14 protein-coding genes are annotated in these 15,395 nt (G+C 41.6%); 10 read left to right on the plus strand and 4 right to left on the minus strand.

The genetic code is table 11. The features are described 5' to 3' along the window. Nucleotides 1-43: 43 nt before the first annotated feature. The 7 genes from RMY16_RS14995 (at nt 44) to RMY16_RS15025 (ending at nt 6,614) form a co-directional block, all read left to right on the plus strand. A complete protein-coding gene (locus tag RMY16_RS14995) occupies nt 44-625 on the plus strand; it encodes a phycobilisome protein (RefSeq protein ID WP_322737011.1) in 582 nt (193 codons plus the stop codon). Between the two features lie 445 nt (nt 626-1,070). Next, nucleotides 1,071-1,934 (plus strand): phycobilisome linker polypeptide, encoded by an 864-nt coding sequence (locus RMY16_RS15000; protein ID WP_322737012.1) that lies wholly within the window; start codon nt 1,071-1,073, stop codon nt 1,932-1,934. Between the two features lie 476 nt (nt 1,935-2,410). Beyond that, on the plus strand, nt 2,411-3,169 hold the full coding sequence (locus tag RMY16_RS15005) for a phycobilisome rod-core linker polypeptide (protein ID WP_322666651.1): 759 nt from the start codon (nt 2,411-2,413) through the stop codon (nt 3,167-3,169). 266 nt (nt 3,170-3,435) lie between these two features. Next, the gene (locus tag RMY16_RS15010) at nt 3,436-3,972 is read left to right on the plus strand and encodes a phycobiliprotein lyase (RefSeq protein WP_322737014.1); all 537 of its coding nucleotides are present in this window, start codon (nt 3,436-3,438) and stop codon (nt 3,970-3,972) included. A 122-nt stretch (nt 3,973-4,094) separates the two neighbouring features. Then, nucleotides 4,095-4,724, plus strand: coding sequence for a chromophore lyase CpcT/CpeT (locus RMY16_RS15015; protein WP_322682891.1), 630 nt, complete (start codon nt 4,095-4,097; stop codon nt 4,722-4,724). Further along, a complete protein-coding gene (locus tag RMY16_RS15020; protein ID WP_099102916.1) occupies nt 4,718-5,056 on the plus strand; it encodes a CpeR family transcriptional regulator in 339 nt (112 codons plus the stop codon). The genes RMY16_RS15015 and RMY16_RS15020 overlap by 7 nt, the downstream gene beginning before the upstream one ends. Before the next feature lie 550 nt (nt 5,057-5,606). Next, the gene (locus RMY16_RS15025; protein WP_322737015.1) at nt 5,607-6,614 is read left to right on the plus strand and encodes a phycobilisome rod-core linker polypeptide; all 1,008 of its coding nucleotides are present in this window, start codon (nt 5,607-5,609) and stop codon (nt 6,612-6,614) included. A 320-nt stretch (nt 6,615-6,934) separates the two neighbouring features. Here RMY16_RS15025 and RMY16_RS15030 read toward each other — a convergent pair whose 3' ends face one another. After that, nucleotides 6,935-7,603 (minus strand): glutathione S-transferase family protein, encoded by a 669-nt coding sequence (locus RMY16_RS15030; protein WP_322737016.1) that lies wholly within the window; start codon nt 7,601-7,603, stop codon nt 6,935-6,937. Between the two features lie 134 nt (nt 7,604-7,737). Between RMY16_RS15030 and RMY16_RS15035 the strand changes: the two genes are divergently transcribed. Next, nucleotides 7,738-8,655 carry a M23 family metallopeptidase gene (locus tag RMY16_RS15035; protein WP_322737017.1) on the plus strand — a complete coding sequence of 306 codons (918 nt, stop codon included), beginning with the start codon at nt 7,738-7,740 and terminating at the stop codon, nt 8,653-8,655. A 275-nt stretch (nt 8,656-8,930) separates the two neighbouring features. On the opposite strand, the gene RMY16_RS15040 is transcribed toward RMY16_RS15035, so the two are convergent. Both RMY16_RS15040 and RMY16_RS15045 read right to left on the minus strand, forming a co-directional pair. Then, nucleotides 8,931-9,785, minus strand: a complete 855-nt coding sequence (locus RMY16_RS15040) for a cyanophycinase (RefSeq protein WP_322737018.1) — start codon at nt 9,783-9,785, stop codon at nt 8,931-8,933. Nucleotides 9,786-10,187: 402 nt separating this feature from the next. Continuing rightward, nucleotides 10,188-10,391, minus strand: coding sequence for a hypothetical protein (locus RMY16_RS15045; RefSeq protein ID WP_322666665.1), 204 nt, complete (start codon nt 10,389-10,391; stop codon nt 10,188-10,190). A gap of 330 nt (nt 10,392-10,721) precedes the next feature. Between RMY16_RS15045 and RMY16_RS15050 the strand changes: the two genes are divergently transcribed. Together RMY16_RS15050 and RMY16_RS15055 are read left to right on the plus strand one after the other, a co-directional pair. Continuing rightward, nucleotides 10,722-12,641: an acetate--CoA ligase family protein gene (locus tag RMY16_RS15050; RefSeq protein ID WP_322737019.1), complete on the plus strand. Its 1,920-nt coding sequence runs from the start codon at nt 10,722-10,724 to the stop codon at nt 12,639-12,641. 226 nt (nt 12,642-12,867) lie between these two features. Then, a complete protein-coding gene (locus RMY16_RS15055) occupies nt 12,868-13,458 on the plus strand; it encodes a thioredoxin family protein (protein WP_322737020.1) in 591 nt (196 codons plus the stop codon). Between the two features lie 74 nt (nt 13,459-13,532). Here RMY16_RS15055 and RMY16_RS15060 read toward each other — a convergent pair whose 3' ends face one another. Next, nucleotides 13,533-14,648 carry a sensor domain-containing diguanylate cyclase gene (locus tag RMY16_RS15060; RefSeq protein WP_322737021.1) on the minus strand — a complete coding sequence of 372 codons (1,116 nt, stop codon included), beginning with the start codon at nt 14,646-14,648 and terminating at the stop codon, nt 13,533-13,535. Between the last annotated feature and the right edge of the window lie 747 nt (nt 14,649-15,395).

Below are 15,395 nucleotides of genomic sequence, written 5' to 3' on the forward strand. Positions count from 1 at the left end.
CCCACCCCAATGCCCCATTCCCCATGCCCTATCCCCTAAATCAATGACTCAATTAAGCGAAACCGTTAAAGAATTAATCGCTAAAGCTAGAATTGTCAGCTTTACTGAGTGGGAACAGTCTCATCCAAAAGCAGCGATCGCTATATTTCAAGCTGCGGATGATGCTTTTCGCTACTTAAGCGATGAAGATTTATTGCAGATTAAAACCTTGTCACCCGATAATTCTGAGTTGATTCCTGTTGCTCAATTGTTACGCGATCGCGCCGCCGAAATCGTTGATGAATCTAGAGAACAAGTGTTGGCAACTTATCCCGAAATTATCCAGCCTGGAGGCAGTCTTTATCCACCTGAACGTGCCCAAGCTTGCTGGCGAGATTTTTGGCATTTTCTTCGCTGTATTACCTATGGCATAGCAGGTGGCCACACTAAATATACAAGCCCCACAGGGCTGCATTATATGAATTTGCTCTATCAGGAATTACAAGTTCCATTGGATGCAATGATTTTAGGCTTAAAAAGCATCAAGACTGCGAGTTTGAAACGCTGCCAAGCCGAGCGCCAGCAAATTCTTGCTCCCTATTTTGACCATTTAATCAGTCAATTGGCTACTTTCCAAATTCGATAAATTAACTGGGCATGAATAATTAAAGGTTGCTATTCAGGGTTGAAACTCTTGCTAAAAGACAATCTTAATTAATTTTACATTGCGTAATATAGTTGAATTTATTCATGCCCAGTTATTGAGATAAACTTGGGTGAATCAGCATTATTAATACTTTGGCTCAAGGGAATGGCACAACACCATCATTTGCATCCCAATTGCAAATCAAATACTAAAAAAAGCTAAATTTTTTCTAAAGTATTATCTAACTTAATAAATTTTAATAAATATGGTTTCGGCATCGTATCACAATGTGTAAAGGCAAACGATGCAAAAACTTAAAATCATCACGACTAATAAGGATTTAAAGTCTCTATGTCCCCTACTTTGTCACTATGATGTAAAGTTTTTTAACATCTGCTGAATATCCTTCTCATAAAATTTAGTTGTTAACTGGGAGATAGTTTGAATGACTTTTGGACCAGCATCACGATTAGGGGTCGCTCTGTTTGAAGACACCGATCCCATTGATCTGTGGCCAAGTCGCTCTAATGAGGAAGTTGAAACCGTAATTAGAGCTGTCTACAAGCAAGTTCTAGGAAATGCTTATGTAATGGACAGTGAGAGACTTTCCGTTGCTGAATCCCAACTCAAACGGGGTGAAATTAGTGTTCGCGGGTTTGTGCGTCAAGTCGGGAAGTCGGAACTTTACCGTTCGCGGTTTTTTGATAGCACCCCTCGCTATCGGGCGATTGAATTAAATTTCAGACATTTCCTTGGCCGTGCGCCATTGGATCTAGAAGAAACGCGTATACACAGCACTATTCTGGATACAAAAGGCTTTGAGGGTGAGATTGATTCTTATCTAGACAGCGACGAATACCAAGAAACTTTTGGGGAAAACATTGTGCCTTATATTCGAGGCTACAAAACCGAAGCTATCCAGGGTTTGGTTCAATTTACCCACTTGTTCCAACTGGTACGTGGTTCCTCTAGCAGCAGCTTGAAAGGTGACTTAGCTGGCAAACAACCAAAATTAAACAGTCTGCTAATTCAAAACACGCCTACCCCTGTGGTTTCACCAGCCAGCAAGGGTGCTGCATTTCGCAACCCAACATCTACTCCTCGCACTCGTCAAGGTGTGGGATCTGGTGATGATGGTAAGGTATACCGGATTGAAGTCACTGGTTACAAGGCAAATGTGGTAAATAGCATTTCCAAGTTTCGCCGCAGTAACCAAGTCTTTTTCGTGCCATACAATAAGCTTTCACAAGAGTATCAGCGGATTCACAAGCAGGGCGGTGCGATCGCCAGTATTACCCCTGTCAACTAAAGAATAGAAATTGGGGATTTAGTGATTAGCAATTGGGAAATAATTCCGCTGTACTCAGTCTCTAATCTTTCAATCCCTAGTGTTACTCGTTCTGGGATTTACGCAAAACTAAACGCGTTCAAGGGCAATACCTTGCGGAAAGTCGCTTCTGAGCGAGACACTCCGCGTAGCTAGCTTCCACCTGGAAGTATGCGTCTACATAAAATTGCCCTTACCTGAAAAGAATGATTTTCGGCTATTTTTTGCGTAAATCCTGATTGAGCAACAGTTAGCCAAAGCGATCGCTAATCTGGGGTTTGACCAATTCCGCCGTCAGTTGTGATATACGAAGACATTTAACACACTTTCACAAACTAAAGTTTTACAAAAGCTAGTCAGTAGCAAAAATAACTGACAACTGATGGGAAATTCTACCTTTACAAGGGGTAGGATGCTCGGAAATTTAATTTAATTAGCGTTTTTCAGGAGATACTTCAATGTCACTTTGGGCTATTGATTCACCTACTGTTGAACTCCGTCCGAACACCAGCGAAAGTGAATTACAAACACTGATTCGGGCAGTTTACAAACAGGTTTTGGGTAATGCTCACTTGTTGTCAAGTGAGCGACTAGCGACTGCTGAATCGCAATTGCGCGATCGCAAAATCAGCGTCCGCGAATTCGTCAACATAGTTGCAAAATCAGAACTTTATCAATCCCTGTTTTTCAACTCTTCTTCTCAGTATCGGTTCATTGAACTGAACTTCAAACACCTGCTAGGGCGTCCTCCTGCCGATCAAGCAGAAATTTCCGAACACGTGCGTATCTATAACGAACAGGGTTATGATGCTGAGATCGAATCCTATATCGATAGCAACGAATATCAGCAGAATTTTGGCGAGAATATTGTTCCCTATGTTCGCAGCACCAGCTCCCAAGTCGGAATTAAGAATGTTACCTTTAACCGCACCTTTAGCTTAGTCAGAGGATTCGCTAGCAGCGATAGCGATCGCAAAGCCAAACTGATTGGTGATATCGGTTCCAATTTACCCACATCCATCAAAGCTCCCGCGGCTGGTTCTAGTGTCAGCAGCACCGACAAACGCTTTTTGATTAAAGCTGTCAAAGGTGCAGGTAATCTCCGTACTCGTCTGGGCAATCTGGAATACGTAGTTAACTACAACCAACTGTCTGGACAAGTGCAAAACATTCATCGCACAGGCGGCAAAATTATCAGTATCACTGAAGTTGCTTAGATTTGTCTAAGTAAGGGAGTAGGGACAAGGAGACAAGCGGACAAAAGAAAACTCCTAACTTCTAACTCTTGTACAGACGCGATTAATCGCGTCTGTACTCCTAACTCCTAACTCAGCACTCAGCACTCGACACTCAGCACTCGACACTCAGCACTCCCAAATTCAGTTGTAGTCAAGGAGGCTAACATATAGACTAGGAGAATAACTTTCTTTTTTACCAAGATATCTCTTGGATTTTAAGCTACTTTTTTAAAATCGCTTTTCTAATGGAAATTACTGAATTTTTTGAACTTTCAATTGGACGATGGCGATCGCAGCGTAGCGCTCATCATTTAGCATTCGCCCACTTTGAAGAGGTATTATCTAACATTGACATTGAGTCTCTATCCACCAACGATCCAGCAGTGGTAGCAATCTGTCAATTGTATGACACTGAACCCAGTAGTATCACCCACCCTTTTCGGATGACTTGGGAAGGTGAGTCAGATTGGGACGATAAACCAATCTCTGGCAGTACTGTACTAGTACCAATTCCCGATGTCGAAAATCCTTCTAGAGGAAAACTCCTGCGGGACAAGGGGTACGCTGAAACAATTCCAGCAGTGGCTAAATATCATCTGAGCAATGATGGTATTTTTACCCTGTTAACACAGTATGAACTTGCTGCTGCTGAGGAGCGAATTTGGTTTGCTAACCCAAATCTCCGATTTCGGGTAGCGACGATTAAAACCAGTGATGGGAAAGGCGTGACAACAGCTTCCTTTTCTTCAGAGATTCGCTCTTTGTCAAGTTCAATCAACTAGCAAATATCAGGTTAAAACATAATAAGGATACAAGCTCCTAATTTATTTATGGGGATTGTAATGTGTGAATACTTCGACAAGCTCAGTACAAGTTTTGAATTTTGAATTTGGAGCGAAGCGACGTGACGATAGCGCCCAGCGAATCTAGCACCAACGCTAGCGATTTGCTCACCTTAGCCTGTTGGATGGCAGGAGATTTTAGCAACTACAAGCAATCTTTTGCAAATCCGCAACTTTACGCCCACATTCACATTTATTTTCGTCCTTTACCGATTGAATTTTTTTCTGGTATCGGTTTCTATTCTGAACAAGCTTATGACCACGATTTATGGACACCCTATCGTCAAGGAGTACATCGACTAGTTGATTTGGGCGATCGCATTTATATCGAAAATTACAGCTTGAAAGATCAGATGCTTTATGCAGGCGCAGCTCGTGAATTAGATATCCTCAAAACCATCACTCCAGAAAGCATCGAACGGCGTTATCACTGTTCAATGGTTTTCCAACGAGAAGGTGAAATGTTTCGAGGTAGTGTGGAACCAGGCAATCAATGTCTGATTAAACGCAATGGATGCCAGACATATCTTGTCAGCGAAGTAGAAATAACTGAGCGTACTTGGATAAGTCTAGATAAAGGTATGGATATTGAAACCCACGAGCAAATATGGGGATCTACTGCTGGCCCATTACAATTTGAAAAACGGGAAAGTTTTGCTGATGAATTACGTGCGGTGAGCGCATTATGTTGATTCAGCTTGAATCTGTTAAAACCAAAATGTTGCCTCCACTGGCTGAAAAAAAGATGCGCTGCTGGATTCGCAGCCGCCACTTGATATGTTCGGGTAACTTTTTTATATTCGAGACATTAGAATATACAACGATTGAGAGATTTTCTGAGTGCGTTGCATCTTTAGGAGGGACAGTAATATCCGTTGACCCAGTTAATAAAATCTGGATGGGCGATCATCGCCAAGTAATTTTATATCAGGCAAAAGCTAGTTTACATACACCTCATCATACTTTGAAACAATACTGGATCAAATACGGTGGTTTCTACACTAGATTTGATGAGCGTGCTTGAGAGTTACTATCCTGTAGAAATTCTTTTGACAGGCGTTTATACTCCAATTCAAAATTAAGTTTTGAATTTTAAATACTCCCCAAGAGGGTTGACGGCTAATTGTTAATGTCTAATTGCTAATTTCTCATCGTGATTAGCTGTTAGTTATTAGTAATTAGCCGTCTAAGTTTGTTAGAAAATGTAACTAAAAAAATCCCAAAAAGTTGATAAATTAATATCAATAACCAGTAATTAGTAAATCTTAAGTAGGGTGTGTTATGACTTTAGCCTAACGCACCATGTTATCGAGAGGTGTTTTAGCAATAAGGTTGGGATAAGCATTCTTAACCTTCCTTGTGGTTTGGGAAAAGGTAAGGGGTAAAGAGGTGTATGTTTGAATTTACCCTTTTCCTTTTACCCTTTCCCCCTTAACCAAACCGTATTGGGTGTGTTAGGTGCTTTGATTTATATTTTTTGTGACAAATCATCTCAAATATCCCCTTAATACAACGCCCTTCAGGTTTATTCTTAGTTTCCAAAATTAGTCACTTCTACCCACACTAATCCAACTATGCAGACCTTCTTAGACGAAGAAACCAGACGACGCCAATATCAAGCATTGCCCCAAACAGAACCGATCGAACTGTGGAATACTGCTTCAGTTGATGACATTGAAATTGTAATTCGGGCAGTTTATCGGCAAGTGTTGGGTAATGCTTACATCATGGAAAGTGAGCGGCTCGTAGTTCCAGAATCCCAACTCAAGCAAGGTATAATCGATGTGCGTGAGTTTGTGCGTCAAGTTGCCAAATCAGAGTTATATCGCTCCAGATTTTTTGATAACGTTTACCGTTACCGAGCAATTGAACTTAACTTCAAGCACCTACTCGGACGCGCTCCCGATGACTACTCCGAGACGATACATCACAGCAACATTCTAGATGAGAAAGGTTTTGAAGCGGATATTGATTCTTATCTTGATAGCGACGAGTATCTAGATGCCTTTGGCGAGAACATAGTACCATATTACCGGGGTTATAAAACTCAAACGGGCAAAAAGATATTGGAATTTACCAATATGTTACAATTGTTACGGAGCAACTCTAGCAGTGATAAAAACTTAGCAACTAATAATGAACCTCAACTGGTGCGATCGCTAATTACCAACGCTCCTTACGGTAGACAGAAACTCACGGATATTAGTGCATTGCTGGCTGAAATATTCAAGCCCAAGCCAGAAACTGCTGCTCCAGTTAATACCTTTATTGCAGCTTCCACAGCAGCCGAGGAAAGCTTGCGACAAAAGATTCAAGAGCAAGAAAGCCAGATTGCAACTTTGCAAGAACAATTAGCAGACTTACGACCATTTGCCAACATTGGGACAACAAAATTTAGTAGTAGTTGGCAGTCTTCTAGTTTGCCCACTAGCACAGGTGAATACACATCTTTGCAACAGCAAGCTGACGCCCAAGAAAAACAGATTGCAGCTTTGCAAGAGCAAATTGCTGATGCTCGGCGGTCTGCCACAATTGGGGAAGCTCGGTTGAATAAGTGGCGCAGTCGCGTTTTTAATGGCTAATTTCTCTAATGTTTAGTTTTATCGGCTGGGTTAGGCAAGTTTAACTCACGCATTTTTTCACTACGAACAAATAAACTACTTTAACCCTAATTCGAGAAGTTGCTTGCAGGACAGGAAGACAAAGCGTAGCTTTAACGGGGTGGGGTTCTTCAGGTTTAATAAGTCTCGGATTGGAACACCTGCATCTGACCCCAAACAAGCGAGGAAAGTCCCCTGGTTGGACTCCTGGTAGACCTAGAGTGCCACGAACTCATTATCCCATTGTTAAAAAGCCTTTACCAAGCCCAAGAAAGTATCTAAAAATACTGCCTAACGGCTTTTCATTCCTCAGTCGGTTGCTGAAGAGTGAAAACCGCTAATTGAGCGGCGAAAGCACGCTTGAAGGCGGGCCGCGCTTCGCCACGGGCGACATAGGTAGAAAGATTTGGATAGTCGTCCACCATACCCGAGTCTTTCAATCTGAGCAGCACTTCCACCATCATCAGGTCGCCTGCGCTGAATGCGCCATTGAGCCAGTCGGCATCTCCAAGGTGACTGGAAAGTTCTAAGAGCCGGTTACGGATGCGACCTTCAACGACACACAGGCGCTGCTCGTACCAGGTCTGATCACGCTCTAAGTACGTGGCGATTTCCCGATCAACGATTGGCGGCTCCATCGTATTAAGTGCGGCAAACATCCATGCGATCGCTCGCGCTCGACTATTCGCATCGTCTGGCAACAGCCCTATATGACGCTCCGCGATATGGAACACGATCGCCCCCGACTCGAACAGGACGAGATCACCTTCCTCATAGGTTGGAATTTGCCCGAAAGGATGAAGCGCACGGTGCGCGGGTTGCTTCATCTCACTGAACGAAACAAGACGAACGTTGTAAGGTTGGCCTACTTCTTCAAGCGCCCAGCGAACGCGCATATCACGCGCCAGTCCCTTACCGCCATCAGGCGACCGTTCAAAGGCGGTAATAGTGGGTGTCATTGTCAGGGTCATGGTGATTTCTCCTTTCAGTTCTGCTTTAGTCTAAACTCCAGTCACTAAAGATTTCCTGATATTTTCTGAGTAAGCTTGAAACAACAAATAATCAGAAAGTGTCTGAATTATTGTTCTAATAGACTTACTAACTTATGAAAAAAGCGAGAATTTATCGATACCGTACTTATGGATTAGTTGGGTTAATATCCTTAAGCGCTGTATTAAGTACACCTACATCTGCCTTAACACAATTGGCAGACGATTCCCCAGTTGGGCAAACTCCTATCCCTACTTCTAACTTAATCTGGCCAACTCAAGGGTTTATTTCTCAGGGCTTCCGCAAATATCAACATGAAGGAATTGATATTGCAGGAGCGTCTGGAACTCCTGTTGTTGCTGCTGCATCCGGTACAGTTGTCAAAGCAGGTTGGGATAATTGGGGATTAGGAAATGCCATAACTATTAAACATCTCGACGGCAGCACTACTATCTATGGCCACAATCGCCGTTTGTTGGTGAGCAAGGGTCAACAGGTCATTCAAGGTCAAATGATTGCCGAGATGGGATCTACAGGCAATAGTACAGCACCTCATCTGCACTTTGAAGTTCATCCAAATGGTCGAATAGCAGTTGACCCCCTTCGTTTGTTGACATCCGTAACTGCAAGTGTTGGCTCCGGTTCTAAAATTCAGCAAGTGGATAACCAGAACCGCCCAGTTTCGTCGCTCCCAGTAGCAAATCAAGTTTTACCCTCACAGCAGCCAATTCCTATAGATTTTGTACCTATAAGTACTGATACGAAATGTAATGGAATTAGTCTTATTGAAGGTGAGACTATAAGCTCTCGTGTAAAAGTCTGTGAAGAAAATGGTCAATTATTTTATATTGGGCAATTGAAGCAAGCCCCAAGCAAGCCTATAAAGATAGTAGCTTTAAATATTGGTAAAGACAGATATCGAGCAGATAATGGGAGTTTTTATTATTTAGTCACTCCACAAAAAGTTGAAGTTTGGCGAAATGGCATTCAGATTCGTTCTGACAGTTTTTATAGTTTAACGAAATCGCCTTGATACTCTTTCTACTTTACTTTGGTGAAGATGGTTATTTTAGGTTATTTTAAATATTACTCTTTTCTATACCAGATTGTTAAAAACTTAACTACTACGCAGACTTTATTTCGCTTAAATTCAGGTTTTGAACCGCTTTAATATCCCCTGTCTATCAAAGGTTCAGACAGGGGGTATTACAGCAATTAGTTGAAGAAGAATGAAGAATGCAGAATTCAGAATTCTGACTCCTGAATTCTGTTCAATAAAACTTTCAGTTTAAATACACTTGCTAAAAATTAAGTGTTAATTGAAGCAAGTGATTGAGAGCCATTTGGTACAGAGCCATTATTTAGGATAGGCTGACGAGTTTTCAGGTCAAATTTGAAGCCGTGTGGCAAAATATGAAGCTTTGCTCCACAAATCGCCAAAGACTCATCCTTCAAAATTTCGTCCACATTGTTATATGTAGCTTCTGATTCATCAACAATCGTAACCGCACCTTCACCAATTACTTCAATTTGGTTATCTATCACTACCATAGCGGTATTTTCGTCAATACCAAATCCCAAGACAGCAGGCTGTAGTACCAAAGCTGATATTAAACGTCCCAAGCGTCCCCGTTGGGAAAAATGCTGGTCGATTACTACCCCTGGTAAAAATCCCATACCTGGGCCCATATCGACAGTTTCAATCCGAGGATGTGTTTCTGAGTCGCCTTCCACAATCATTACGTCTGGCATCACAGCAGCTCCGGCACTTGTGCCTGCGATAACTACACCTTCAGAAAAGCGCTGGTGAATTGCCACATCGATTTCGGTGTCCTTGAGGATACTGGTAATACGAGCTTGATCTCCCCCTGTAAAAAATACCCCAGTTGCTTTACTAATAGCTTCCAGTGCGGTAGATGAAGATGCATCTTCACGGGTTTCTGTATCAATGATGCGAACAGTTTCGGCTCCCAGGCGCTCAAACACTCTGATATAATTTTCTCCCACTTCTCTTGGTAGTTCTGTGGCTGCTGTCATAATTACAATATACGCCTTTGTACCTCCAGCGCGTCGTACAAAGTCCCGCAAAATTACAGAATCTCCCTCTTTATCTTCGGCTCCCCCAATAATTACCAATTGCTTTTTGATATTACTTTCTACCATGATGCTCCCCTGGATTTGAGTTAATAAATTTCACTAAAACATGACAATTCAATGTATCAAATCATCCCTTTGATAGATTACTTGATAAAAGTAGGGTTAACATTTGCGTAGACGCATACCCCTACGGGGAAGCAAGTTACGCAAACCGTCTGTCTACGACACGCTGCACGAACGTAGAGAAGCAGCTTGTCGTTAGATATCGCAATTAGACCAAAATACTTTTCTGAAACATTATCTAATTTTCCTGTTACTAAATAAAATCTACAACATCAACTGCCTCTAGAAAATACTTCTAAAGGCATTTTTTGCTATATTGCTAATGGTCTATTGGAGTTTCTTGTGTGATGTGAGTAATTGCTATTGACTCTAGCTAGATGGGATTTATATCTATGATGACAAGTCCTAATGAACCCGACTTCTGTAAAGCAAGTTAGTTAAGAAAAAACGTGCTTGTTCTAGCGGGAGATGCCTGGGTTTGCCTTGGTAGACGATTTGATACTCATTCACGTCTGCGCCATCTCCATGTCCAGAAATGAGCTTTTGGTGAAAAGCTTCGTCAGCTAGTTCTCGAATTTCATCTCTTAGAGCAGCTTGTGTGTTATTCATACTTTGCTGTCTTTTTATACTGTCTTTTTAATGCCTCATATTTACTTATACAATTTTTGGATAAGTGTTGCACCTTTCAAAGGTTATATCTTTGATTATTCATGAGGATGAATTGACTGTTCTTGATTCCTGGCAGAAGATTGGGGATTTAATTATGCCTTTAGATAGTTAAAAATGCTTAGTAATAGAGTTAAGTTGGGTTCGGATTAGCTCAGTGGCAAAGCCATCACTCTCCAAAATTAACATGAGCCAATCTACAATCAATAAGTCTGAGTAACCAGAATTCAGCATTAAAAAATTTCAGGGTGTTTAGCCGAAGGTTCGTAATCAATGGTTCTACAAAAAAGCAGTGAATTAGTCCGCATTAATGCTAGAAGAACAGATGTATTCGATATTTTCAACTTCAAGCATTACCTTGGCCCTAACCCTTATTTAGATGTAGGGGCGCTAGTATTTGATTTTACTCCAATTGACTCTAGAGAACCTTTACCCATTGAAGATTATATTGCCAAGATTGGCGATCGCTATCCAAATTTTCGCGATCAAACCTACGAATCTTATGCCCATCTATTTGCCCAAGTTGTGTCCGAAGTCGGAAAATTGGACATGGATTTACACCTTAACCGCTGGAGTGTGAAGCCATATCCAAATCTCACGCGAATTAGCGTCCAATCACTACATGAACGCACATCTAGAGAGGTAGTTTACTTTGTTTGGGATTGGTTTGAAGCCATTACCCAAGACGAAGATTTTGCCTTTGATGAACAGCTGGTGAAGTTACAAGATAGATTTCGCGCATCTGTCTACGGTGGTCCTACAGTTTACGCCCTATTGCGAACAGCCTACGAGAAAGGTATTCCCGCCTTTTATTTGTGGGAAGAAGGATTGATGCAGTACGGCTTAGGAAAAAAACATGTGCGGGGGGTAGCAACAACATTTAACTGTGATAGCCATCTAGATTCAGAGTTTACTACCCGCAAGGATGATTGTAAGGCATTTTTGAAAACCTTAGGTTTTCCAGTGCCTGAAGGCAGTATTGTCTTTTCTGAAAAAGAAGCCTTGGCAGCAGCAAGAGAAATTGGCTACCCAGTGGCAGTTAAGCCAGTGGTAGGTCACAAAGGAATTGGCGTTACGGCTGATGTGCAAGACTCAAAAGAACTGATATCTGCTTATAATCGCTCAGTGGCAGCGATTCCCGAAAATCAGCAAACTCGAATAATTGTTGAGAAAAGCATTACAGGATCGGATTTTCGTTTGTTGTGTGTCAATGGTCGATTCGTCGCCGCCACAGAACGCCGTCCAGCATCGGTTGTAGGTGATGGGTATTTAACGCTTGCAGAGTTAATTCGCGAAGAAAACCGCAAACCTGCACGTTTAGATACGCCAACTTCGCCGATGAGTAAAATTCAGATTGATGAAGCGATGGAACTCTACCTAGACGAACAGCGTTTATCATTAGACAGCGTGATTGAGAAAGGACGCACTGTCTACCTGCGTAAAGTTGCCAATCTTTCAGCCGGAGGTATGAGTATCGATGCAACCCCGACAGTTCATGATGACAATATTATCTTGGCACAAGATATTGCCCAACATTTCCAACTGACTTGTCTGGGAATTGATGTCATTACCAAAAGTCTTGCAGAATCTTGGAAGTCTAGTAACTTTGCCATCTTGGAAATCAATGCTGCACCAGGCGTTTTAATGCATCTTAAACCTTCTGTTGGTGAAAGTGTTGATGTGCCTTCTCATATTTTAGAAACCTTTTTTGAGTCGGGTACAGATGCCAGGATACCAATTATTACCTTCAACAAAATCTCAGTTGAAGAACTGCAAGCGACGATTGACCATATCCTTTTGCAACATCCCAACTGGACAATAGGTGCTGTTTGTCGTGATGGGGTTTTTGTGAATCGCTCGAAAAAAGTATTAAGCAAAGATTACAACAGTAATGTCCAAACTTTGCTGCGTCATCCCAAACTTGATTTGCTGATTGCTGAGTATTCTGAAGAGATCCTCGAAGAACAGGGCATATTTTACCAGCATAGTAATATTGTAGTTTTGGATAATCCTACCGAAACTGAGATGATTTTGGTGCGGAATGTTTTCGATAGTTCGACTGTGGTGATTAGAAAAGGCAACGATATTTCTATTCGTCGCAAAGGGTTAATTGAAGACTATACTTTGGGTGAAGATGAACCATTTACGCGGGTTTATTTGAAGGAAACTGGAGCGATTTTGGAAGTTAAGTAAATAGGGGAGCAGGATTTCACTTCGGCTACGCTCAGTGACCGAGGAGCAGGGGAGCAGGGGAGAAGTAACTGTAAGTCTTTCTTTTTGCTCTGCCCCTCCGCATCTCTGCCTTTTGTGCCCCATGCCCAATTCCTAGTTCAAGCTTCCAAAGCTGGAGAAATTAAAGAGTGGCTGGAGTCGGCTAAACTAAAGAAGAAATGGCTTAATAAGTATTAATAATTTTGTTATGAGTACTGATTCACCTGTTAATTCTCCCGAAAAACCCGAAGCCACATTCGGGAAGCGTCTGAGAAATTTCTTAATTGTAATGGTAGCGATCGCACTTAGTGTTTCCCTCGTTTTAGGATTGCGAACTGAAACAACCTCGGCAACTCTAGCCAAGTTGAGCGAGACTTCCACACCTTTAGAAGTAGCAATCAGCAACGGCAAACCATCTCTAGTAGAGTTTTATGCAGATTGGTGTACTGTCTGTCAAAAAATGGCACCAGATATCACTCAACTAGAAACAGAGTATGCTGACAAGATGAATTTTGTCATGCTGAATGTAGATAATACCAAGTGGCTGCCGGAAATGCTGAGATATCGGGTAGACGGAATTCCCCATTTTGTATTTTTGAGTCAGCAAGGGGAAACCATCGCCCAAGCAATTGGCGATCAACCCCGGACGATTATGGCTAGCAATTTAGAAGCTTTGGTTACTGCTTCGCCTCTCCCTTATGCTCAAGCTAGCGGTAAAGTTTCTAAGTTTTCAGCCCCAGTAGCACCAACGGCGAATCAAGATGATCCCCGCAGTCATGGCAGCCAGGTGGTAAATTAAAATAATTCGTAATTCGTAATTCGTAATTCGTAATTCGTAATTCGTAGTTAAAGACTGTTGTGTAATGGGATATTCTATGTAAGAGATTGCCGCTTGAGCCGCTTTTGAGCATACATTAATTCGTCAGACTTGGCGATTAGTTGTTCTAGTGACATATTACTTTCTGGTGAGTAACGCTCTATGCCGATACTCATCGAAAGTTTATACCTACAGTTTTGCTGTTGATTAAAGTTGATGATATTTGTTTGTAGACGCGCTTGGATACTATCAGCGTCCTTAAAGTAGCTAGAGATGAAAACAATGAACTCGTCCCCACCTAAGCGGGCAATAATATCTGAGTTCCGAAAAGTTTGCTTAAGTAATCGAGCAGCATCAATAATCAAGGCATCTCCCATGTCATGACCGAGGGTGTCGTTAATCTGTTTTAGTCCATCTAAATCAATGAACATAACCCAGCAAAACACTTTTATGCGGTGAGCAATTTTCAACTGCTGTGTAGCCATTAGGAAGAAACCACGTCGGTTATACAAACCTGTTAGTTCATCAGTCACCAATAACTGTCTTCCTTCGATCTCTGCTTGTTTGCGGTTGCGAACTTCCTGAATGAGTTCTATTTGAGCGATCGCCTGACGACTTAGGCGGCGCAGTGCATCTAACTGCTGATAACTTAGGTGATGAGGAATAGTATCTAGAACACACAACGTCCCAATTGGAAAACCATCAGGCGTAATTAGAGGGACACCAGCATAAAAACGAATTTTGAGATTACCTTTGACTAAGGGATTGTTATTAAAGCGATCGTCTTTAATGGCGTTGGGAACCACCAATATATCCTCTGGTTGAAGAATGGCGTGGGAGCAAAAAGACCCATCTCTGGGTGTTTCGCTACTTTTTAGTCCAACCTTAGATTTAAACCATTGGCGATCGCTATCAATTAAGCTAATTAAAGCAATTGGAGTCTTACAAATGTAGGCAGCGATCGCAGTTAGGTCATCAAATGCTTGTTCGGGTAGGGTATCTAGAATGTTGTAGTTCGCCAGCGCTTTGAGCCTTTCTGCTTCATTGTCAGGTAGAGGAATAGCTTGAGTTTTCACCGATGAGTGTCTAAGCTTTAGGCAGGAAAGTCTGGGACATTGTAAATTTTGGAACAGCCGCAGCATTACCTCTCCAGCAACAAGACTGCGTGACATTAACATCTCTGCAACAAAAATCAACATTCGGTTGAATATACAGAAATATTCTATTACATGATGCGCTTCATGCCTTTGGTTTGCTCTGTTGTTCATGTCACCCTAACTTTCCCTGTGCAAATTCCCTAAGTATCTAGATACTTACAAGGTCTTTTGCCCAAAGCGGACTTAAAAAATATCAATATTAGCTAAAAATTATCAAAACTTATTATATTGTTAGAGTTCTTAATCATGGATTAATGTTTTTGATACCACTAATTTGTTTATATCTACATAAGTTCCGAGAGTTAGAAACCGATTAGGGGAACTTCTTCTCATAATTTGCTTGAGCGATCGCTTAACTTTGCAGCACACTTTTGCTCATCTCAGCATATCTATGCAGAGATAATACATATCAAGTCCGGGTAATTAGTTATGATTATCCACAGTCATTGCACCCCTACCCAATACATACGGCTACGGTGTACAGACAAGTCTGAAATAACTGATTAACTGGGATTTTACCTCACCCTAAACCTCCCTTTATAAAGGCTATCGTGTACACACAAGCCGAATTTCTTCTTAAATTCCAAAGATTACCTACTTAATCGCAGTGATGGTTGAGTGGGGTAAAACTAAAGCTAAAACCTTAGTAAATCAGGTTTCAGGTGAGGTTTTGAGAATTTATGCAATAAATATATTGAATTCGGGTGGTCGTTTATTGAATTCGGGTGGTCGTTTATTGAATTCGGGTAGTCGTTTATTGAA

The organism is Nostoc sp. DedQUE12b (assembly GCF_034530835.1).
GTDB lineage: Bacteria > Cyanobacteriota > Cyanobacteriia > Cyanobacteriales > Nostocaceae > Nostoc.

Coding starts and splice junctions, on each gene's coding strand:
- RMY16_RS14995 (WP_322737011.1), top strand. CDS start 44: ATGACTCAATTAAGCGAAACCGTTAAAGAATTAATCGCTAAAGCTAGA.
- RMY16_RS15000 (WP_322737012.1), top strand. CDS start 1,071: ATGACTTTTGGACCAGCATCACGATTAGGGGTCGCTCTGTTTGAAGAC.
- RMY16_RS15005 (WP_322666651.1), top strand. CDS start 2,411: ATGTCACTTTGGGCTATTGATTCACCTACTGTTGAACTCCGTCCGAAC.
- RMY16_RS15010 (WP_322737014.1), top strand. CDS start 3,436: ATGGAAATTACTGAATTTTTTGAACTTTCAATTGGACGATGGCGATCG.
- RMY16_RS15020 (WP_099102916.1), top strand. CDS start 4,718: ATGTTGATTCAGCTTGAATCTGTTAAAACCAAAATGTTGCCTCCACTG.
- RMY16_RS15025 (WP_322737015.1), top strand. CDS start 5,607: ATGCAGACCTTCTTAGACGAAGAAACCAGACGACGCCAATATCAAGCA.
- RMY16_RS15030 (WP_322737016.1), bottom strand. CDS start 7,603: ATGACCCTGACAATGACACCCACTATTACCGCCTTTGAACGGTCGCCT.
- RMY16_RS15035 (WP_322737017.1), top strand. CDS start 7,738: ATGAAAAAAGCGAGAATTTATCGATACCGTACTTATGGATTAGTTGGG.
- RMY16_RS15040 (WP_322737018.1), bottom strand. CDS start 9,785: ATGGTAGAAAGTAATATCAAAAAGCAATTGGTAATTATTGGGGGAGCC.
- RMY16_RS15045 (WP_322666665.1), bottom strand. CDS start 10,391: ATGAATAACACACAAGCTGCTCTAAGAGATGAAATTCGAGAACTAGCT.
- RMY16_RS15050 (WP_322737019.1), top strand. CDS start 10,722: ATGGTTCTACAAAAAAGCAGTGAATTAGTCCGCATTAATGCTAGAAGA.
- RMY16_RS15055 (WP_322737020.1), top strand. CDS start 12,868: ATGAGTACTGATTCACCTGTTAATTCTCCCGAAAAACCCGAAGCCACA.
- RMY16_RS15060 (WP_322737021.1), bottom strand. CDS start 14,648: ATGTCACGCAGTCTTGTTGCTGGAGAGGTAATGCTGCGGCTGTTCCAA.